Here is a 20,383-nt window from a genome sequence, read left to right as displayed (position 1 = left end):
GCAACTGTGGCCGGTGAAACCCCAGCGGGTTTCACCGGCCACAGCCGTACCACCCCAACTACACAGGAGCATAAGATGACCTTGCAGATGCGCTTTCCGGGTGTTCCATGGCGGATGTGAACGGCAGGAGCGCCCGGATCGTTGATGCCGTGCGTACCCAGTTGTGGCCGGTCCCGGCCATCGCCGTGCTCCTGGCACTGGCCGCAGGCACGGTACTGCCTGCCATGGACGTTGCTGTGGACGGGAAGCTTCCGGAGAATATTTCGGGATTTCTGTTCGGCGGAGGACCGGATGCGGCACGGGCTGTGCTGCAGGCCATTGCCGGCTCCCTGATCACCGTTACCTCACTGACGTTCTCCCTGACGGTGGTCACTTTGCAACTGGCCAGCAGCCAGTTTTCCCCCAGAGTGCTGCGCACCTTCGCTGCTGACAGATTTGTTCACTACACCCTGGCGCTGTTTATGTCAGCCTTTGCGTTTGCGTTAACGGTGCTGCGGCGTGTCCGCAGCAGCGACGGGGCAGTGCCGGGGTTCGTGCCGGAAATTTCCGTCACAGTAGCCTTCCTGCTCTCGATCGCCAGCATTCTGGGGCTGGTGCTGTTCCTAGCACACCTGACAAATGAAATTCGGGCCGAAACCATGATGCAGCGGGTTGCCGATGAAACCATGGCAACCTTGGAACGCAATTTTCCCCACGACGCCGGCCCGCCGCGCCACGCCCCTGCCGCCGGCCCCGGGGCCATCAGGCTGGAATCCGCGCGTACGGGATTCCTGACGTCGGTTGACCGCGAGGATCTGCTGCGCCTGGCAGTGGCTGAGGGTGCTGTCATCAGGGTGGACAGCCTGCCAGGTGCCTCACTGGTCCGGGGCGTCCCATTCGCCACCGCATGGCCGCTGGATTCCCACACTGAATTCGAGGCAGGGAGGGTGGACCGCTTGAGCCACGGCACCAACGCCGCCATTCACACAGGAAGCGAACGCACCCAGGTGCAGGATGCTGCCTTCGGTTTCCGTCAGTTGGCGGACGTCGCGGCACGGGCGCTCTCCCCGGGGGTCAACGACCCCACCACGGCCGTGCACGTGCTGGGCCATCTCTCCGGGCTGCTGTGCCAGATCCCTGGCAGGGTTCCCGGCACCCGCTGCCTGGTTGATGAAGAGAACTCGGTCCGGGTGGTGTTGGAGCTTCCGGAGATGGCCCATTTCCTGGACCTGTCCATGGCCCAGCCACGTCTCTATGGGACCGGTGATCCTGAGGTGGCAAGGCGCCTGCTGGAACTGCTCCGGGAAGTCTCCTGGTGCGATAAGGCAGGTTCCCACCGCCACGCAATCCTCGACCAGGCCCAAAGAATGGAAGCCGCTATTTTCGCGGCCGGGCATTTACCCCAGGACCGTGCGGCACTGCTCGAACAGGCTCGCGCACTGGTGGCCGCCAACACGGCGTAGGCTCCGCGCACACCTCGCAGCTCACACACCATCCACACCCCGGCATGGACGGCATCACATCCACGCTGCTGTACGCCGCCACACCCGGCACAGCGGGCGGTCCGTTTTCTGCATCCACGGGCAGCCCGGCGTCGCATCGCGGGACAAATGGGAGCACCCCCCAACTAAGGACATATCCTCAAGACATGGCAGTAAAAAAAATACCGGCAGCACCGCAGCCGGCCCAGGACTCCATGGGAGCAACCGCCGCCCCGGCAGCACCAAGCCAGCACGGTGATGCGGCTGTGAATCGCCCCTCGGAAACCTTGGAGCGGCTGCGTGCAAGTGTCGGCATGCTCTCCACCATGATGCGCCGGGAACTTGAAACAACGCTGCCCTGGTACCGACGGCTCAGCGCCGATGAACGGTCCTCCCTGGGCTTGGTGGCGCAAAACGGCATCACTGCCTTTGTGTCCTGGTATGAACACCCGTCCTCCCCCAGCTGGGTCCTCTCCGACGTCTTTGGCACAGCGCCCACCGAACTGACCCGCTCCATCAGCCTGCAGCGCGCGCTGCAATTGATCCGCACTGTGGTCCAGGTCGTTGAGGACCGTGTTCCCGAGCTGGCGGCCCCCGAGGAACAGACAGCACTGCGCGAGGCCGTCCTGCGTTATTCGCGCGAGGTGGCCTTCGCTGCCGCCGACGTCTACGCCAGGGCTGCGGAAAACCGCGGGGCCTGGGACACCAGGCTGGAGGCACTGGCCGTTGACGGGATCCTGCGCGGGGAAAACACCGACGCCCTCCAGTCGCGCATTTCAGCCCTGGGCTGGACCACCCACGGGCACTTCACCATCATGGTTGGCCCTGCGCCGTCGGAAGGCAACGCCATGTTCCTGGCAACCCTGCGCCGCGCCGCCGGACGCTTTGCCGCCGACGTCATGGTTGGCATCCAGGGCGACAAGCTCATCCTCGTGCTGGGAAACGTGGCGGACCCCGAATCCGCCTACGTGCGCCTGAGTGACCTTTTCGCCCCCGGACCCGTGGTGTACGGCCCCATGGCGGCAACTCTCGCGGATGCCACAGCTTCGGCGAAGGCAGCCTTCGCCGGCATCGCCGTGGTCAAGGGCTGGTCCTCCGCACCCCGACCGGTGTCAGCGGAGGACCTGCTGCCCGAACGGGTGATCGGCGGGGATGAATCCGCCCGGCGGGCATTGCTGGTGGGCATCTACCGGCCCCTGCTTGCAGCCTCCAACGGCCTGGTGGAAACCCTCGGCAGCTACTTGCAGGGCGGGCACTCGCTCGAGGCGGCGGCACGGGAACTTTTTGTGCACTCAAACACTGTCCGCTACAGGCTCCGCCGTGTCTGCGACGTTACCGGGTGGGACCCGCTGATCCCCCGCGAGGCATTCGTCCTGCAGACGGCACTCATCGTCGGCAGGCTGGCCACGCCGACGAAACAGCCCGCAGTGAAAACGGCGGCGGCGAGGCCTGCGGGCTCAACGGCGCCTCCCGTGACAACAACTTAGTACTTTTCACCTAAAAGAAGTCGATGATTGCCGCCACACGGCGCCACTCTTGTAGACTTCCTACAAATTGTGCCGAAGAGCTTGGTGCAGGGAAATACCCTCATCGGCCACTAAGTTTGGAAAGCTGGTTAATGTGCTTGCAATAGTCTGCCCTGGACAGGGCTCCCAAACCCCCGGCTTCCTTTCACCATGGCTTGAACGCCCGGGTGTGCAGGAGCAATTGGCCGCCCTCAGTGATGCCGCTGGCATTGACCTGCTGGCCCACGGAACCACATCCGATGCTGAAACCATCAAGGACACCGCCGTTGCGCAGCCGTTGATCGTGGCGGCCGGCCTCATCACGGCCCAGGCCTTGTTGGGCGCGGACGTTGCCGCAGCCCTCGCGTCCCGCCCGGTGGTCGTTGCCGGACACTCGGTCGGTGAAATCACCGCAGCAGCCCTGACAGGGACACTTTCCAGCGCGGACGCCATGGCGTTTGTGCGCGAACGTGCCAATCGCATGGCCGACGCCGCAGCCGCAACCCCCACGGGCATGGCAGCGGTCGTGGGCGGGGACCCCGATGAGGTCATCGCCGCCATCGCCGCCGCCGGGCTGAGCCCGGCCAACATGAACTCTAAGGGCCAGACGGTTGCCGCCGGCACGCTGGAGCAAATTGCCGCCCTTGTCGCCGCCCCGCCGGCCAAGGCCCGCGTCATCCCGCTGCAGGTTGCCGGCGCGTTCCACACCCACCACATGGCCCCCGCCGTCTCAGCCCTGAAGACGCTCGCCCCGTCGCTGACCCCCCACGCACCCAAGGTGCCGCTGCTGTCGAACTACGACGGCGCCGTCGTGCCTTCAGGGGACGCGGCACTTGAGTCCCTGATCGCCCAGGTGTCCCGGCCCGTCCGTTGGGACATGTGCATGGAAACCATGTCAGCCATGGGCGTGACCGGCCTGATTGAGCTGGCCCCGGCCGGCACGCTGACCGGCCTCGCCAAGCGCGGCATGAGCGGCGTCACCACCGTTGCCGTCAAAACACCCGATGACCTGCCCGCCGCACTCGAACTGCTGGCAGCACACGCTTCGCCCGAAGAAGGATCACTGTGAGCACCGCAACCTTGAAGCAAAGCCCCACCCATGCGGGCGCAACCATCCTCGGCATTGGCGCCTACCGCCCGTCAATCATCGTCACCAACGATGACGTCTGCCAGTGGATCGACTCTTCCGACGAGTGGATCCAGCAGCGCACCGGCATCATCACCCGCCACCGCGCCCCCAAAGACGTCTCAGTGGTGGACATGGCCGTTTCCGCAGGCGCCGAGGCCCTGAAGAACGCAGGCATCGAGCCTTCGCAGCTCGGCGCCGTGCTCGTCTCCACCGTCACGCACCCGTACGCAACGCCGTCGGCCGCCGCCCAGATCGCCGACAGGCTCGGCGCCACACCGGCCCCCGCCTACGACATCTCGGCTGCCTGCGCCGGCTACTGCTACGGCGTGGCACAGGCCGACGCCCTAGTCCGTTCGGGCTCGGCGGACTATGTCCTTGTCATCGGTGTGGAGAAGCTTTCCGACGTCATCGACAACCACGAGCGCACCATCTCCTTCCTGCTCGGCGACGGCGCCGGCGCCGTGGTGATCGGCCCCTCCGACGAGCCCGGCATCAGCCCCTCGGTATGGGGTTCGGACGGCAGCAAGTGGGACACCATCGGCATGACCCACTCCCAGCTGGACATCCGCGACTTCAGCGAGCAGGCAATGAAGGGCGACGGCGTCGACCTGGCTGCCGCCGACGAAGCCCACTCCACGCTGTGGCCCACCCTGCGCCAGGACGGCCAGACTGTGTTCCGCTGGGCCGTGTGGGAGATGGCAAAGATGGCAAAGAAGGCCCTCGAAGCCGCCGGCATCACGGCCGATGATCTGGGTGCCTTTGTGCCGCACCAGGCCAACATGCGCATCATTGATGAGCTCGCCAAGCAGCTGAAACTGCCCGGGCACGTCATCATCGGCCGCGACATTGCAGACGCCGGAAACACCTCGGCAGCATCCATTCCGTTGGCAACACACCGCCTCCTCGCGGAGAACCCGGAGCTCTCCGGTAAACTTTCGCTTCAGATCGGCTTTGGTGCCGGACTGGTGTACGGCGCCCAAGTGGTGCGCCTGCCCTAACAAACGTATCCAGCCACAACCGTGGCTGGATCTACATGCCTGAAACGATCAAGTTCTTTGATCACAGTAAAAGAAAAGGAGCCATCAATGGCTAGCAACGAAGAAATCCTGGCTGGTTTGGCCGAAATCGTCAACGAAGAGACCGGCCTGGCCCCCGAGGCTGTCGAGCTGGACAAGTCCTTCACCGATGACCTGGACATCGACTCCATCTCGATGATGACCATCGTGGTCAACGCTGAAGAGAAGTTCGACGTGAAGATCCCGGACGAGGAAGTCAAGAACCTCAAGACCGTTGGCGACGCTGTCACCTTCATCGCAGGCGCACAGGCTTAATCAGCCTGAACCGGCCCAGTCCGCGCAAGCGGACCGGACATGGTGGTTGGCCGGATATGCAGGACGCCGGCCAACCACATCACCATTCTTTTTAGCCCTGCCCCACAATTTTTTTCAGAGAGTTGAACCATGGCCCGCAAAGTAGTCATCACCGGTTTGGGCGCCACGACGCCCATTGGCGGCGACGTCCCGACCATGTGGAAGAACGCCCTCAAGGGTGTCTCCGGCGCCCACACGCTGACCGATGATTGGGTGGAAAAGTATGACCTTCCCGTCCATTTCGCAGCCAAGGTGACAACTCCTGCCACGGATGTCCTGAGCCGTGTTGAGGCCAAGCGCATGGACCCCTCAACACAGTTCGCCGTAGTCGCCGCCCGCGAGGCCTGGAAGGACTCCGGCATCGAGGAGATCGACCACGACCGCCTTGCCGTAGCGTTCGCAACCGGCATCGGCGGCGTATGGACCCTCCTTGACGCATGGGACACCCTGCGTGAAAAGGGTCCCCGCCGTGTCCTGCCCATGACAGTGCCCATGCTCATGCCCAACGGCCCGGCAGCAGCAGTCAGCCTGGACCTCGGCGCCCGGGCCGGCGCTCACACCCCGGTTTCCGCCTGCGCTTCAGGCACCGAGGCTATGCACATTGCCCTGGAGCTCATCCGCTCGGGCAAGGCAGATGTTGTCATGGCCGGTGGCGCGGAAGCCGCGATCCACCCGCTGCCGATGGCTTCCTTTGCGGCCATGCAGGCCCTCTCCAAGCGCAACGACTCCCCCGAGACGGCATCACGCCCCTACGACATCAGCCGTGACGGCTTTGTCATGGGTGAGGGCGCCGGCGCACTCGTACTCGAGGCCGAGGAGCACGCGATCGCCCGCGGTGCACGCATTTACGGCGAACTGGCAGGCACCTCCGTCACGGCCGACGCGTACCACATCACAGCACCGGACCCCGAGGGCCTGGGCGCAACCCGCGCACTCAAGGCCGCCCTGTTCGACGCCCGGGCCATGCCCGAAGATGTGTGCCACGTCAACGCCCACGCCACCTCAACACCTGTTGGCGACCGCCCCGAGTACACGGCACTGAAGGCCGCCCTGGGCGAGCACGTGAACAACGTGTGTGTTTCCGCCACCAAGTCACAAATGGGCCACCTGCTCGGTGCCTCAGGTGCCGTGGAGTCGGTCCTGACAGCGCTGGCCGTCTACCACCGTCTGGCCCCAGTCACGATCAACCTGGAAAACCAGGATCCCGACATCCCCCTTGACGTTGTCACGGGGACCCCGCGCGAACTGCCCGAGGGCGAGATCATGGCCCTGAACAACTCCTTCGGCTTCGGCGGGCACAACGCAGTTGTCGCCATCCGCAGCACCGGCCCCAAGGTCGAACTGCCCAGCTAGTCTGCGGTCCGGTGGCGCCCGCCCCAAGTGGGTGTAACAAAACAAATCTAACCCGCAGTAGCGGTCGAAAATCGTGAATTTCCGCTGTTTTCGACCTCTACTGCGGGTTGGTTTGTTTGGGGCGCTTAATTTTTAGGGTGTCAGCCCACGTGATGGAGCCAGCGCACGTTGGCACCTGCCGCTGCGTGGCGGAACGGTTCAAGTTCCTCATCCCACGCCTCACCCAGGGCAAGCGAGAGTTCCTGGTAGACGCGTGACGGGTCGCCCTTGCCTGTCTCATAGGCGTAGCGGATGCGGTCCTCGGAAACCATGATGTTGCCATGGACATCGGTGACGGCATGGAAGATGCCCAATTCCGGTGTGTGGGACCAGCGGGAGCCGTCGACGCCGGCACTCGGGTCCTCGGTGACTTCGTAACGCACATTGGCCCAGCCGCGCAAGGCGGACGCCAGGCGTGCCCCTGTTCCGGCAGGCCCGCGCCAGGCCAGCTCGGTGCGCAGCACATTGGGCGCCGCGGGCTGTGCAGTCCACTGCAAGTCCGTGCGCTGATCCATTACACCGGCAATGGATGACTCAATATGCGGGCACATGACAGCAGGCGCCGAGTGCACAAACAAAACACCGCGTGTGATTTCTACCTTCATTCCATCCTCCATTGCAGTAGGTGCGTCTTCCCCAACGACCTTCTCAGGATGAATTTTTCGGTACGCGGAGCCTGTTCCAGCCAGCCCTTGTTGTCCGGGTTTCGGCCCGTCTTTTTGTCTTTGAACGATTGCTCTCTCTCATTGTGCCGTAGCCGGGCGGTTTACGCCACCGTCGGGATAATCCCCTAATGCCGCCGAGGATTTTCTCAGCCGGCGCTCAGGCGCGGGGGTGGGCGGTGCGGTAGCTCTCACGCAGCCGTTCCACTGAAACATGGGTGTAAAGCTGGGTCGTGGCGAGGGAACTGTGGCCAAGGATTTCCTGCACGGATCTCAGGTCAGCCCCGCCGTCAAGCAAGTGCGTGGCGGCCGAGTGGCGCAGGGTGTGCGGGCCCGTTGCGGAGGTGTCGCCCAGTGACGCAAAGAGCCTGTCCACGACAGTGCGCACCGTTCGTTGGTCAATGCGCCCGCCGCGTTGGCCGAGGAAGAGCGCCGCGCCGCCGTGGGGCTGGTGCAGTGTTCCCCGCCCGTGGTTCAGCCACTGGCCCAGCGCAGCATCCGCAGGAAGGCCAAAGGGCACTGTCCGTTCCTTGTTGCCCTTTCCCACGACGCTGATGGTGCGTCGTTCCCTGTTCACGTCGAGGGTGTCCAGACCGGTCAGTTCACCGACGCGGATGCCCGTGCCATAGAGCAGTTCAACCATGGCCAGGTCCCGCAGGGCCACGGGGTCCATGGATTGGGCGGCGGCTGACATGTCCTCCAGGAGGCGCCCCAGCTGTTGCTGCTGCAGGACGGCGGGGAGGGACTTCTCACGTTGTGGTGCCCGAAGCCGCAAGGCGGGGTCCACGGCGATGATTTCCTCCCGCAGCGCCCAGGCTGTGAAGCTCCGGGCGGTGGCTGCACGACGTGCGAGGGTGGAGCGCGCCAGCCCGGCTGCGCTCTGCTCCCCCAGCCACCGGCGCAACGACCCCAGGTCCAGCTCGGCCAGAGTGGTGTTCCCCTCGGCAACGGCGTGGATCAACAGGGCATCAATGTCCCCGCGGTAGGCACGGATCGTATGTTCAGAGCGGCGCCGCTCCGTGCGCAGGTATCGTTCAAAGGCATCGGCGGCATGAGCCAGCGCAGGAGGCAGTGCCAGGCGTTCTTCGGAATCCACACCCCCACTGTGCGCTGTCGGACCTCGCGGGGCAAGTTGCCCCGCCGCAAGGCCGGAAACCCGGCTGCCGTCGGCCCTGAACCGGCTGTCGGGAACAGGAAATTCTGGCTGCTCGTTGGCGTTTTCGACTAGCCCGGGTTTGCCGACTTCAGGTAGACACCCAGGCGCCTTCGCTTAATGCCTTGGAGATGGCGGATATGGCTGCATCATTCCTGATGACGATCGACTCCCATCGGCACTGGCGCCTGTTCCCAGTGTTGGGAGGGTGAACGATATGATGTCGCTGCCGCGGACCTGGTTCAGATTTAGGGCAAGCGCCTAGTCGCCGTTGAGCTTCTGCGGGCCGACTGAGAACGTGTAGTTTCCATGCAGCGAGGTGAAGGCCTCAGGGACGTTGACGTCCCCTCCCCAGGGCATCGGTGATGCCTGGGCGGGCCGGACCTTCAGTGGGTTTCACCGGCCGTGAGGACTCATCGGGCAAGGCGTTGGAAATCTTTTGCGCCTGCGCCGGGCCGGTACCGGCTGGTCTGCGTCTCCGGTCAGAGTGTAGATACTGCCACTACAAGCGGTCAGAGTTCTATTGGGGCTTTCGCTTCCATCCCCCGGCCAGCCGTTCGGCGAGACCGAGGGCTTCCAGCCTGCCCAGTCCCGCCATAACCGTTGGCGCGCTGAGCCCGGCGACAACGCTCAGCTTTTCCACGCTTGTGGCGCAGTGCAGCGGCAGCGCGTCCACCAGCAGAAGGTCGGAGGTGGACAGCCCATCATGGAGCGCTGCCGTGGACTCGGGTTCTGTGGCCAAGAACTCCCCCATGGCTCCCGCCAGTTCGGCAATGTCGGCAGCGTCGCTCACGCAGACGGCCGAGCCCTCCCTCAACAGCCTGTGGCAGCCTGCGGAGTTTGCCGAATACACCGAGCCGGGCACGGCCCCCACGACCCTGCTCAATGTTTCTGCATGGTGGGCCGTGTTGAGCGCCCCCGAGCGCCACCTGGCCTCGACCACGACCGTCACTGAACACAACGCGGCGATGAGGCGGTTGCGTTGCAAGAACCTGTAGCGCGTCGGGTTGGTGCCCGGCGGAACCTCTGCCACCACGAGCCCCCGATCCACAATGGATCGCAGGAGGTCCTCATTCCCTGAAGGGTAGAAGCGATCGACACCCCCTGCCATGACGGCGATCGTGGGCGCAAGTGAGCCGTCAAGGGCAGCACCGAGTGCGCCACGGTGTGCGTACGCATCGATGCCGTAGGCTCCGCCACTGACCACGGTGAATTCCCTTTGAACCAACGACGCGGCGATTTCAAGGGTCACATTTGCCCCGTAGCTGGTGCTGTCCCGGGAACCGACGACGGCGATGCACCGTGACTGGTCCGGAATCCACGGGTGGGAACCCCTGCACCACAAGGCGATGGGCGCCCCCAGCTGAAGGTCATCAAGAGCGTGCGGCCAGTGGTCATCCTCGGGGACCAGCAGGCCCCCACCCAGTCTCTTCACTGTCTCCAGGTCACGTTCGGGGGCTGCGTCGTCCAAGCGCGGCCGCCAACGCCCCAGCACCTCAGCCAGGCCGGCCCACCGTTCGATGCCCGCCGCGTTGAGGACCTCTGTCACCTGCCGTTCAATCACGGCGTTTGATGTGTCGTTACCTTCAATGAATGACACCGCCCCCTCCGGTCCCAAAGCCGCTATCAGCGCCAGCCCCGGCATGTCCGACGGTTCCATCAGCCGGGTCAGCGCCGCCCGGGCCACCCGCAGTCCGTTGCCCGCGAAATTATGTCCACGTCTCATTTCTTCCCCTTCCATTGCCTTCACATCCCTTCGCCGCGTTGCCGCAGCGTCAGGGCCAGTCCGACGTCGTCGCTGCCCGGGTGGTCATGTCCCTGCAGGTCGGCCACAGTCCAGGCGAGGCGGAGAACTCTGTCGTAGCCGCGGGCGCTGAGCACCCCCAATCCCATGGCCTTGTCTAACAGCGCGGTGTCGTGTCCGCCCAGCCGGAGCTGGCCGCGCAGGATCCTGCCGCCCAGGTCCGCGTTGTGAACAAGCCCCCACGGTTTTAACCGTTCGCCGGCAATGTCGCGGGCCAACTGCACCCTGGTGGCCACCTGGGCCGTTGATTCACGCGGGCCGGTGTCAGCTAATTGGGACAACTGCACCTTGGTGACCTGCAACTGGATGTCCACCCTGTCCAGCAGCGGGCCTGACAGCCTGCCAAAGTAGCGCCTGCGCGCCATGGGCGTGCATTCGCAGTTCAGGCCCTTCCCTGTCGCCTTGCCGCACGGGCAGGGGTTAGCGGCCATGACCAGCTGGAAGCGTGCCGGGTAGGAGGCTGTCCCTGCAGACCTGTGCAGCACCAGCTCCCCGCTCTCCAGGGGCTGCCTGAGGGCGTCGAGGGTGCGTTTGTCGAACTCCGGCGCCTCATCGAGGAATAAGACGCCACGATGGGCACGCGTGGCCGCCCCGGGCCGGGGTATACCGCTTCCGCCGCCAATGATGGCCGCCGTGCTGGCCGAGTGGTGGGGACGTTCATAGGGTGGGCGGCGCATCAATTTTGCGACGCCTGCACCCCTGTGGTCCAGGGAATGGATGGCAGTGACCTCCATGGCTTCGGCGTCGTTCAAGTCGGGCAGGAGCCCGGGCAACCGCTCGGCCAGCATGGTTTTGCCGGAGCCCGGCGGCCCCACCATCATCAGGTGGTGTCCACCGGCCGCCGCTATCTCAAGGGCCAGCCTTGCCACCGGCTGGCCGGCAACATCCGACAGGTCAACAGCCGCCTGTCTACCGGGCATTGCGGCGCTGGTTTCGGCGGCCCCTTGAGCCGGCTCCCAGCCTCCTTCGATGCCCTGCAGCCCCGAGGGGTCGGCGTCAAAGTCAATCGCCACTTCTGCCAGGCAGTCGTAACCGCGCACCTTGGCTCCCTTCACCAGCTGCGCCTCTGCCAGGTTCGCGGCAGCAACGACAAATTCGGTGTACCCGGCCGACAACGCGGCAAGCACGGCAGGCAGCACGCCGCGTACAGGCCGCAGCCGCCCGTCGAGTCCGAGCTCCGCAATGAATACTGTTCCGCCGGTGTGCCGGACGTTCCCTGCGGCGTTCAGCGCCGCCATGACGATGGCCAGGTCAAATCCCGAACCCTTCTTCGGCAGCGATGCCGGAACCAGGTTCACGGTGATCTTCCGCCTGCTCAGCGGGATCCCTGAGTTTTGCGCGGCCGAGCGGATCCTGTCCCGGGCCTCCTGCAGCGATGCGTCGGGGAGGCCAAGCAGGATGAAGTTTGGCAGCGTTTGGCCGATGTCAGCCTCGACCTCGACGATGTGGCCGTTCAGGCCCACCAATGCCACGGCCAGGGCCCGGCCCATCCCCATCAGGCCACGCCCTTGAGGTGGTCAACGCTCGGCTCTGCATGGCGGTCAAGGATGATGCCGACGGCGTCGATCCGCAACGGGCCAATGACCCTCTGGTGTTCCCGGGCCCACAGCACGGCCAGCGTGCGCAGCCGGGCCAGCTTTGCCCGGGTCAACGCCTCAAGCGGATCGCCGTAGCGGCGGGAGCTGCGCGTCTTGACCTCAACAATAACAAGCTCGTCCCCGTCGAGCGCCACAAGGTCTATCTCCCCGCTGGCGCAGCGCCAGTTGCTGTCGATGACCCGGATGCCGCGGTCTTCTAAGTAGTCGGCCGCGACCCGTTCGCCGTGGTGGCCCAATGCATCTTTTGCTCTCATGACTGCCTCCACTGCCAGCATGGCTGGCAACGGGGCGGCACGAAAGGCGCCCTGCACCGATTGTGGACAGCCTCAGGGCCTGTCCCGGCTGTGGGGGAACAACGGCACGCACGGCCGGGGCGCGGCGCAACACAAGGACGACCGCGAAACCGAAGTTCCGCCGTCGTCCTTGTGTTTAGTTGTCATCGCCGTGGACGGCGCTGGCTCAGCCCAGGGGGCCGAGTTCGCCGTCCTTGGGGATCTGCAGGTCATCGGACTTGATGAGTTCTTCAACGTTGACGTCTTTGAACGTAATGACGCGCACGTTTTTCACAAATCGGGCCGTCCTGTACACGTCCCAGACCCATGCATCCTGCAGGGTCAGGTCGAAGTAGACCTCGCCGTCTGCCGATCGCGCCTGCAAATCGACGTGATTGGCCAGATAGAAGCGCCGTTCGGTTTCCACGACGTAGCTGAAAAGATTCACCACATCACGGTATTCGCGGTAAAGCTGCAGCTCCATGTCGGTTTCGTAGTTTTCGAGATCTTCGGCACTCATGCTTCCATCATCCATCACATGGGACCCACTTACCCAACGGCGCGGGCGCTAAGGCGCCGCCGGGCGGGTGAAAAATGTGCCTGCCACCGAGGCTAGACGAGCCGCCAGGTCTTGCGGTGGTAGTCCGTGGCGCCGCATTCCAGGATGGCTGCACGGTGCGCGGCTGTGCCATATCCCATGTTCGAAGCCCAGCCGAAGGCCGGGAACTGTCCGTCGAGGCCCGTCATGATTCCGTCGCGTGCAACCTTCGCCAGCACGCTCGCGGCCGCAACCGACAGGCAGGTCATGTCGGCCTTGATGCGGGTTTCAATGCGCCACGGCGCGGGCGGCGCCTGCGGAGGTGCGAGCGTAAACAGGTCCAGGCCGGCCTGCACAGGTTCGCAGAGCCAGTCCTGGTTGCCGTCCAAAATCACGAAGTCAGGGGCCACGGTTGCCACGGCCTGCGCCATGGCCCGCGTTCCGGCCAACCGGAGAGCGGCGACCAGACCCAGCGCATCAATTTCGTGGGCGGCGGCATGCCCGACGGCGCTCGCTTCGGCCCAGTCCTCAATCGCGGGAACAAGCGCTTCACGAACGGCGGGGCGTAGCAGCTTGCTGTCCTTCACGCCGGGCAGTTCCACAGCCGTTCCGGGGCGGATGATCACCACGCCGACACTCACGGGACCGGCCAGGGAACCCCTGCCCACTTCATCACAGCCGGCAACCACGGCGTAGCCCTGTGCCGCCAGTTCGCGTTCCCAGTCAAGGGTGGGTGCCGCGGCGGCCACTACTTGCCTGCCGGGACGTGCTTGGGCGAACCGACGCTGACGGAGGTCTTCGGCGCCGGGACGTCAGCGAACACGTTGGGGTAGTTCCCCAGGACGCCCCACCTTGTCAAAGGCCACGCAATGACAACGGCCCTACCTTCAACGGCAGAGATCGGCACGAAGCCTGTGCCATTGAAGGACTCGTGGTACCTGGAATCCTGGGAGTTGTTGCGGTGGTCGCCCATGACCCACAGGTGGCCTTCGGGAACTGTGACGGCAAAATCTGTATCCGACGGCGCTGCCCCGGGATACAAATACGGCTCGGTGATCGCCTGGCCGTTGATGGTCAGCTTTCCTTTGGCGTCGCAACAGATAACCCTGTCGCCGGGCATGCCGATGACCCTCTTGATCAGGTGCTGCTGGGAGCTGTCAGGTGCCAGGCCGATGAACGTGGCCACCTCGCCCACCCAGCCAATCGGGCCGCCGTTCGTGGTTTCGGGCTTCAGCCATCCCAGGGTGTCCTTGAAGACGACGACGTCTCCGCGCTTGAGTGCGAACGGCTCGGGCACGAGCAGGTTCACGAACACCCTGTCCTGGATCTGCAGGGTGTTTTCCATGGACCCCGACGGGATGTAAAACGCGCGGAACAAGAAGGTCTTGATCAAAAAGGACAGGACAACGGCAATAACAATGATGGTGAGCAATTCCTTGCCCCAGGCCCACGCCTGCCGGCCGAAGCGCGCGGTGGCCGTGCCGCCGTCGTCGGGAACGCCGTCGTTCTTATCATGGTGGCCGGGCGTCAAATGCCGGGCACGCGGGTGCTGGTGGACCTGATCGTCGGGGGTGTCCTGCGCGTCGCCGTGGCTGTCCGCGCCTTCGGCATCCTCCGGAACGTTTTCTTGCATCAACGTCTGTTTCCTTAGCAAAGTTCAGTCTCAAAGAATTCTCGTGTGCACCGGGCCGGTGCTTGGGCGGTGCGGCCGTCGCCGTCCTGCTAGGGCAACGCGGTGTCGATCGGATGAATCCGCCCCAGCGGCCACACATTCGCAATCGGGGAGCCAATGACCCTCGCGGTGGAGATCAGTCCGCCGCCGGGCATGCCCAGCAGAGAGCGCGAGTCCAGTGAAACGCTTCGGTGATCTCCCATAAGCCACAATTTACCCTGCGGGACTGTCACCTCGAACTTCAACGCGCTGGGTTCATCGCCGGGATACAGATAACCCTCGCTGACGGCTACCCCGTTGATTTCCAGCAGACCGTCGGCTGAACAGCATTTGACCGTGTCGCCGGCAACACCGAGGACGCGCTTGACGTACACGTTGTTGTTGGGGGCCAGGCCCAGCCATTGCGCAGCACCCACGACGCCGTCCGCGAGGGGACCTGAGCCCGACTTCAAGGGCGTGAAGGAGCCACGGCCGTCAAAGACCACCACGTCCCCGCGCTCGATGGGGTGGCCGGCAAAGGCCATGCGTGAAACCAGGACGCGGTCGCCTGTCAGAAGCAGCGGCTCCATTGATTCCGAAGGGATGTAATAGACATCAACCCAGACGTTGCGCACCAGCGCAAGGCTCAGGAAAACGAGGGCGACTGCAAAAACAACAAAACGCCAGCCCAGTTTCCTGGACTGGCGTTTCGCTTGGGTCAAAGTGCGTTTCCCGAATTACTTGGTGGGAAGGTTGTCGCGCTTTTCCTTGATCTTTGCAGCCTTGCCGCGCAGGTTGCGCATGTAGTACAGCTTGGCGCGGCGAACGTCACCCTTGGTGACAACTTCGATCTTGTCCAGGACCGGGGAGTGTACCGGGAAGGTACGCTCTACGCCGACGCCGAAGGAGACCTTGCGGACCGTGAAGGTCTCGCGGATGCCATCGCCCTGGCGGCCAAGGACGAAGCCCTTGAAAACCTGGACACGTGAACGTGAACCTTCAATGATGTTCACGTGAACGTTGAGGGTGTCGCCGGCACGGAAGGCGGGGATGTCGGTGCGCAGGCTGGCTGCGTCGACAGAATCGAGAAGATGCATTTTTCTCACTCCAGGTAAACGCCACAGGTCATTTACTTTGTGTCACGATCGCCATGGACGGCACGGGGCCAGTCACGTAGATCGAAAGAATTGGACCGGATTCCTTGGACGGATCACCGGTGTGCCGCTCTGTTGACTGACGTTCCCCCTGTGGCAGGAACGAGCCCAGTAGGCACATCTATACATTTTGCCACACTCAATGCCGAGAGACCAATCGCATGTCACGGATCAGACCCGTGGATGCAACGCCGCTAGGAGTCCTCGCGGCGCACTGCACGGCCATTGACGACGGCGTAGCCCAGTTCCCAGAGGACGTTCTTCTCTGTCTTGCTGAAGTTGGAGACGTCGAGGATGTCGATCAGGTCGGGGCGGCGCTGGGCAGTGCGGCGCAGCTGGAGTTCCTTGCGGAACTTGGCAATCTTGCCGTGGTTGCCGCTGAGCAGGACGTCGGGAACGTCGCGCTCACGCCAGCTGGAAGGCTTCGTGTACACGGGGTACTCCAGCAGACCGTCCGAATGGGATTCCTCAATGAGAGATTCCGGGTTGCCCACGACGCCCGGGATCAGGCGGCCGATGGCTTCAACCATGGCCAGCACGGCAACCTCACCGCCATTCAGGACGTAGTCGCCAAGGCTGACGGGGCGGACTATGTAGCTGTCGGCAGCCCATTCGAGCACGCGCTCGTCAATGCCTTCGTAGCGGCCGCAGGCAAAGACAAGGTGTTCTTCCTCTGCCAGCTCGTAGGCAAGGCTCTGGTTGAACACCTCACCTGCCGGTGACGGCACGATCAGGGTTGGTCTTGAGCCTTCGGCCACGGGGCTGGCTGCCGCGATGTCCGTCAACGACTGGGCCCAGGGTTCGGGCTTCATGACCATGCCGGCGCCGCCACCGTAGGGGGTGTCATCCACGGTTCGGTGACGGTCCTGGGTGTAGGAGCGCAAGTCATGTACTGCGAGCTCGAGCAGACCCTCGGTGCGGGCCTTGCCGATCAGGCTCAGGTCAAGGGGTGCAAGGTATTCGGGAAAAATGCTGACGACGTCAAAACGCATTATTCGGGCGTTCCTTCCGCGCCGGGGAGGAACGCCGCCTCACCCGATTCGTCGTTCTCGCCGGCTTCCTTGTTCACGCTAAACAGGCCCGCGGGAGGGGTCAGCAGAACATATCCCGCTTCGAGGTTGACCTCGGGGACGATCTCGTCGACGAAGGGCACCAGGACCTCGTCGCCGTCGTTGTCTTCAATGATGAGCAGGTCCTGGACGGCCTGGGTGCGCAGCCCGGCGACCTTGCCGACCTTCGTTGCGCCGACCCGGACCTCAAGGCCCAGCAGCTCGTGTTCGTACCAAGCGTCGTCGTCCTCGTCGTCGTCCGATTCGAAGAACAAGATGGCGCCACGCAGCAGTTCGGCATCGTTGCGGGTATTGGTGCCCTCGAAGCCGAGCAGAAGGATGTCCTTGTTCCAGCGCGAGCTCTTGATGGTCAACGTGCCCAGTTTCTTGGGCTCCGCCTCGAACTGTGCGCCAACGGCGAACCGGGAATCGGGGGCGTCGGTGAGGACAAGCACTGTCACTTCGCCCTTGATGCCGTGGGGCTTGCCAATCCGGGCAACCTGAACCTGCATGGGTACTCCTAGGTACTTGCTAAAAAATAAGGGAAAAAGTTTGGCCCCGTCACCATTATGGTGCCGGGGCCAAACATGTGGCTTTACTGCTGAAAACTAACTTCGTCCACCCGGGGGCGGCGCAAAGCTTCTCGGCTCAGGTTAGCGGCGGCGGTCGGTGTCGACTACGTCAACACGGACCGGTTCGCCGTTGGCCAAGGCTGCCACCACTGTGCGCAATGCACGGGCGGTGCGGCCCTGACGGCCAATAACCCGGCCAAGATCGTCTTGATGAACGCGCACTTCGAGGGATTCCCCGCGGCGGTTGTTCTTGACGCTCACCTTGACGTCCTCGGGAGAGTCAACAATCCCGCGGACTAGGTGCTCCAGCGCTTCAGCCAACAAGTTACTCGGCCTCGGTGCTCTCGGCAGCCTCATCAGCGTCGGCCTTCTTGGCCTTCTTGGTGATGGCTTCCTTGACAACGACGTTCTTGGCTTCGGGAGCGACGAAGGCAACCTTGGGAGCCTTGGTCTTCAAGGTGCCTTCGGCGCCCTTGATGCCCTTGAACTTCTGCCAGTCACCGGTGATGCGCAGGATCTTGGCTACGGGCTCGGACGGCTGTGCGCCGACTGAGAGCCAGTACTGCGCACGGTCGGTGTCGACCTCGATGAAGGAAGGCTGCTCGGTCGGGTGGTACTTGCCGATCTCCTCGATGGCACGGCCGTCACGCTTTGAGTGTGAGTCCATGACGACGATGCGGTAGAACGGTGCGCGCATTTTACCAAAGCGCTTAAGGCGAATCTTTACGGCCACTTTTGTGGTTACTCCTGGTTCGAAAAAGGGGCGAAATCCGTTTCACGCTCCCGTGGGGCGGGCCGATCTGCGGAATTCTAAGGACAGGATCATCACGCGGAGAGAGGGGCCACGTGGATCGAGTACCTGTCCATTATGCCAGATTAACAATGCATTGTGCGACGCGTTACGTCAGGGGCTGCCCGTGTTGTTCGCCACGCGACGCCCGTTCCCGGTCCGCCGCAGCGAAAATGACACCGTTGGCGGGAAATGATCCCTGTATACGGGTGTCATAAACCGCGAACGGTGTCATTTATGAAATTCACGCGGCCGAGTAGAAGAACAGGCCCATCTTGGCGTTGCCCTCCGCGGCGGCGACGGCGGCAACTGCCATGGCCGTCAGTGCCCGCAGCAGCGGCTCGGTCACCTCGGGGGTGGACTCCATTTCCTCGGCAGCAGCCCACTGTGCAGCCAGCTCCACAACGTCCTCGGGGTCTTCAGGGGCGTCGAGCTCGGCGAAGACCTCAAGAAGTGCGTCGGGTACGGCGAAGAGGTTATCGAGCTCAATGTCGACGAGGCTGAGCTCTGCTGCGACGCCCGTTGCGTGGACCGCCTTCACGGCAAACTCGCCGAGGACTTCGATTTCAAAGTCACTCAGGCCGGGTGTCGGCAGGACAGGCACGTCGATGGCGGGCGACTTCCCGGCCTGGCGGGCCTTGGCGCGGGCAACTGCCTGGTGGTGGTCGGCGATGAAGAACTCTGAGTAATTGGCCACGCATGTGCCTTTCAAGTTGAGGTGCCGGGGCGCTGGCGCCCCGGGCGTGCCCTGCTGCATTATTGCGCGGGCGTCATGGCATCAACACTAACGCGAATCCGGTTCTTCCACGGATCTTCGAAGGTGAGGTGTGCGCCGTCATTCGCGACGGCGATGCGCTTGGCGGCCAAACGTTCGGCCAGCGCACCCAGGTCATCGGCACCCGGCAGGGCAATGCTGACCTCACCCAGCCCGAGCGTATCCTTGCGGGGACCGGCGCCGCGGCTGTTCCAAACGTTCATGGCCATGTGGTGGTGGTAGCCGCCGGCCGCAACAAAGAGCGCCTGCCCGTGCCAGCCTGCGGTCTTCTCAAAGCCGAGTGCTTCAACATAGAACTGCTCCGCGGTTGCCACATCGCCCACCTGCAGGTGGACGTGGCCGACGGCGGCCAGCGCCTCGCGCTGTCCTGTCACCGACGCCTCGCTCAGGTGCTGGTTGAGGTACTGCTGTGGCGGCAGGGCGACATTGTCCATGTGGACGGTTCCGTCGGCCCACGTCCATGCGTCGCGGGGACGGTCCCAGTACAGTTCAATGCCGTTGCCCTCTGGATCGGTGAAGTAGAAGGCCTCGGAGACGAGGTGGTCGGCGCTGCCGACGAACGCGTGCGGCTGGTACTGGGCGGCGCTTGCCACCGTGGCAGCCAGGGCAGCCTGGTCCTTGAACAGCAGTGCCGTGTGAAAGAGGCCGGCCTCGCCGCGGGCCGGCAGGGTCAGGCCCTTGGCCGGCTGCAGGTGCACCAGCAGCGTCGATCCGCGCCCGAGGTACTGGCCGCCGTCGGCCTCGGCAACAATGTCAAGGCCAAGTGCCTTGTGGTAGTAGTCGCCCATGACGGCCATGTTGCCAACCTTGAGCATGACGGTGCCCATCTGCAGGTCGCCGGGAAGAAGGTCGGGTGTGGTTGCCATGATTGCTCCAAAAGAGTTGTTGTTGGTGTTCATCATAGCAAACTAGTTGAAGCTTCAAGTTATTCCATGCAAGGCAATTTCCTCACCCGTGGGTGTGGAAGCGCTCTGATGGCACAGCCGGGCCGGCAGGCAAAACAACCCGCATGGCGATGCGGGGGCCAAAGGCGTCAAGACCCAGTGCCGCCTCCTTGCGGCGCAGCGCAGCCAGTTCGGGCCCCCACATCCCTGCCGGAAATTCGACAAACCCGCAACTGGCATAAAACGGGGCGTTGAAGGGCACCTTCGAAAAAGTGCTGAGGGTCATGGCTGCGAATCCGGCCTCACGGGCCCACGCCTTGGCCGCGGCAACCAGGGCGCGCCCGATCCCCTGGCCCGCATGGTCGGGGCTGACGGCAAGCTGTTCAAGGTGCGCCTGTCCATCCACGATTTCCAGGCGCACAAATCCAACAGGGGGCCGTCCTGCCACCATGATGTGGAACGCACCTGCGTAGTCTTCGGCCGTTCCGGGCGGCGGAAAGTCCCCGTAGGCCATGGGTGGGGTGAGTTCGCCGAAGGCCTGGTCGGCCTCCGCCTCAAGTTCGGGCAGAAGCGAAAACTCACTGAGCGCCGCGGGGCGGATTTCAAGCATGCAGCCAGTGTAGTG

General features: G+C 63.9%; 23 protein-coding genes. 6 read left to right on the top strand and 17 right to left on the bottom strand.

Annotated elements, in window-relative coordinates; genetic code table 11:
* Window positions 1-107: 107 nt before the first annotated feature.
* The 6 genes from AAGW05_RS02315 to fabF all read left to right on the top strand — a co-directional run bounded on the left by AAGW05_RS02315 (window position 108) and on the right by fabF (window position 6,817).
* Window positions 108-1,442, top strand: coding sequence for a DUF2254 domain-containing protein (locus AAGW05_RS02315; protein ID WP_411802837.1), 1,335 nt, complete (start codon window positions 108-110; stop codon window positions 1,440-1,442).
* 185 nt (window positions 1,443-1,627) lie between these two features.
* A complete protein-coding gene (locus AAGW05_RS02310; RefSeq protein ID WP_411802836.1) occupies window positions 1,628-2,947 on the top strand; it encodes a PucR family transcriptional regulator in 1,320 nt (439 codons plus the stop codon).
* Between the two features lie 133 nt (window positions 2,948-3,080).
* Window positions 3,081-4,034, top strand: coding sequence for an ACP S-malonyltransferase (locus AAGW05_RS02305; protein ID WP_411802835.1), 954 nt, complete (start codon window positions 3,081-3,083; stop codon window positions 4,032-4,034).
* Complete coding sequence (locus AAGW05_RS02300) at window positions 4,031-5,092, top strand: beta-ketoacyl-ACP synthase III (RefSeq protein WP_411802834.1); 1,062 nt, start codon at window positions 4,031-4,033, stop codon at window positions 5,090-5,092. The genes AAGW05_RS02305 and AAGW05_RS02300 overlap by 4 nt, the downstream gene beginning before the upstream one ends.
* Window positions 5,093-5,179: 87 nt before the next feature.
* Window positions 5,180-5,425: an acyl carrier protein gene (locus AAGW05_RS02295; protein ID WP_411802833.1), complete on the top strand. Its 246-nt coding sequence runs from the start codon at window positions 5,180-5,182 to the stop codon at window positions 5,423-5,425.
* 129 nt (window positions 5,426-5,554) lie between these two features.
* Entirely contained in the window at window positions 5,555-6,817 is a 1,263-nt protein-coding gene (fabF, locus tag AAGW05_RS02290; RefSeq protein WP_411802832.1) for a beta-ketoacyl-ACP synthase II, read from the top strand.
* Between the two features lie 140 nt (window positions 6,818-6,957).
* On the opposite strand, the gene AAGW05_RS02285 is transcribed toward fabF, so the two are convergent.
* From AAGW05_RS02285 to AAGW05_RS02205, 17 genes are all read right to left on the bottom strand, one after another.
* Window positions 6,958-7,461, bottom strand: coding sequence for a DUF3145 domain-containing protein (locus AAGW05_RS02285; protein ID WP_411802831.1), 504 nt, complete (start codon window positions 7,459-7,461; stop codon window positions 6,958-6,960).
* Between the two features lie 217 nt (window positions 7,462-7,678).
* Window positions 7,679-8,614 (bottom strand): tyrosine recombinase XerC, encoded by a 936-nt coding sequence (locus AAGW05_RS02280; RefSeq protein WP_411802830.1) that lies wholly within the window; start codon window positions 8,612-8,614, stop codon window positions 7,679-7,681.
* A gap of 577 nt (window positions 8,615-9,191) precedes the next feature.
* Entirely contained in the window at window positions 9,192-10,397 is a 1,206-nt protein-coding gene (dprA, locus tag AAGW05_RS02275; protein ID WP_411802829.1) for a DNA-processing protein DprA, read from the bottom strand.
* A gap of 20 nt (window positions 10,398-10,417) precedes the next feature.
* Window positions 10,418-11,971: a YifB family Mg chelatase-like AAA ATPase gene (locus tag AAGW05_RS02270; protein ID WP_411802828.1), complete on the bottom strand. Its 1,554-nt coding sequence runs from the start codon at window positions 11,969-11,971 to the stop codon at window positions 10,418-10,420.
* Window positions 11,971-12,327 carry a YraN family protein gene (locus AAGW05_RS02265; RefSeq protein WP_411802827.1) on the bottom strand — a complete coding sequence of 119 codons (357 nt, stop codon included), beginning with the start codon at window positions 12,325-12,327 and terminating at the stop codon, window positions 11,971-11,973. The genes AAGW05_RS02270 and AAGW05_RS02265 overlap by 1 nt, the downstream gene beginning before the upstream one ends.
* A 205-nt stretch (window positions 12,328-12,532) precedes the next feature.
* Window positions 12,533-12,865: a DUF2469 domain-containing protein gene (locus AAGW05_RS02260; RefSeq protein WP_103467284.1), complete on the bottom strand. Its 333-nt coding sequence runs from the start codon at window positions 12,863-12,865 to the stop codon at window positions 12,533-12,535.
* A gap of 92 nt (window positions 12,866-12,957) precedes the next feature.
* Window positions 12,958-13,632, bottom strand: coding sequence for a ribonuclease HII (locus AAGW05_RS02255; RefSeq protein WP_411802826.1), 675 nt, complete (start codon window positions 13,630-13,632; stop codon window positions 12,958-12,960).
* On the bottom strand, window positions 13,632-14,516 hold the full coding sequence (lepB, locus tag AAGW05_RS02250; protein WP_411802825.1) for a signal peptidase I: 885 nt from the start codon (window positions 14,514-14,516) through the stop codon (window positions 13,632-13,634). The genes AAGW05_RS02255 and lepB (AAGW05_RS02250) overlap by 1 nt, the downstream gene beginning before the upstream one ends.
* Window positions 14,517-14,605: 89 nt before the next feature.
* Window positions 14,606-15,256, bottom strand: a complete 651-nt coding sequence (gene lepB / locus AAGW05_RS02245) for a signal peptidase I (RefSeq protein WP_411802824.1) — start codon at window positions 15,254-15,256, stop codon at window positions 14,606-14,608.
* Between the two features lie 15 nt (window positions 15,257-15,271).
* Entirely contained in the window at window positions 15,272-15,631 is a 360-nt protein-coding gene (gene rplS / locus AAGW05_RS02240; RefSeq protein ID WP_411802823.1) for a 50S ribosomal protein L19, read from the bottom strand.
* A gap of 251 nt (window positions 15,632-15,882) precedes the next feature.
* On the bottom strand, window positions 15,883-16,680 hold the full coding sequence (gene trmD / locus AAGW05_RS02235; RefSeq protein WP_411802822.1) for a tRNA (guanosine(37)-N1)-methyltransferase TrmD: 798 nt from the start codon (window positions 16,678-16,680) through the stop codon (window positions 15,883-15,885).
* Window positions 16,680-17,249, bottom strand: a complete 570-nt coding sequence (rimM, locus tag AAGW05_RS02230; protein WP_411802821.1) for a ribosome maturation factor RimM — start codon at window positions 17,247-17,249, stop codon at window positions 16,680-16,682. Before rimM ends, trmD begins: the two co-directional genes overlap by 1 nt.
* A 141-nt stretch (window positions 17,250-17,390) precedes the next feature.
* Window positions 17,391-17,633 carry an RNA-binding protein gene (locus tag AAGW05_RS02225; RefSeq protein ID WP_026555249.1) on the bottom strand — a complete coding sequence of 81 codons (243 nt, stop codon included), beginning with the start codon at window positions 17,631-17,633 and terminating at the stop codon, window positions 17,391-17,393.
* Window position 17,634: 1 nt separating this feature from the next.
* Window positions 17,635-18,042, bottom strand: a complete 408-nt coding sequence (gene rpsP, locus AAGW05_RS02220; RefSeq protein ID WP_411802820.1) for a 30S ribosomal protein S16 — start codon at window positions 18,040-18,042, stop codon at window positions 17,635-17,637.
* Window positions 18,043-18,343: 301 nt separating this feature from the next.
* A complete protein-coding gene (locus AAGW05_RS02215; RefSeq protein ID WP_411802819.1) occupies window positions 18,344-18,796 on the bottom strand; it encodes a hypothetical protein in 453 nt (150 codons plus the stop codon).
* 59 nt (window positions 18,797-18,855) lie between these two features.
* On the bottom strand, window positions 18,856-19,740 hold the full coding sequence (locus AAGW05_RS02210) for a VOC family protein (protein ID WP_411802818.1): 885 nt from the start codon (window positions 19,738-19,740) through the stop codon (window positions 18,856-18,858).
* Between the two features lie 82 nt (window positions 19,741-19,822).
* Window positions 19,823-20,368, bottom strand: a complete 546-nt coding sequence (locus tag AAGW05_RS02205; protein ID WP_411802817.1) for a GNAT family N-acetyltransferase — start codon at window positions 20,366-20,368, stop codon at window positions 19,823-19,825.
* Window positions 20,369-20,383 lie beyond the last annotated feature (15 nt).

It is taken from the genome of Arthrobacter sp. LAPM80 (assembly GCF_046736435.1).
Lineage (GTDB): Bacteria > Actinomycetota > Actinomycetes > Actinomycetales > Micrococcaceae > Specibacter.
The sequence above is the reverse complement of the archived record's forward strand: the minus strand, read 5'-3'. Positions and strand labels throughout refer to the sequence as shown.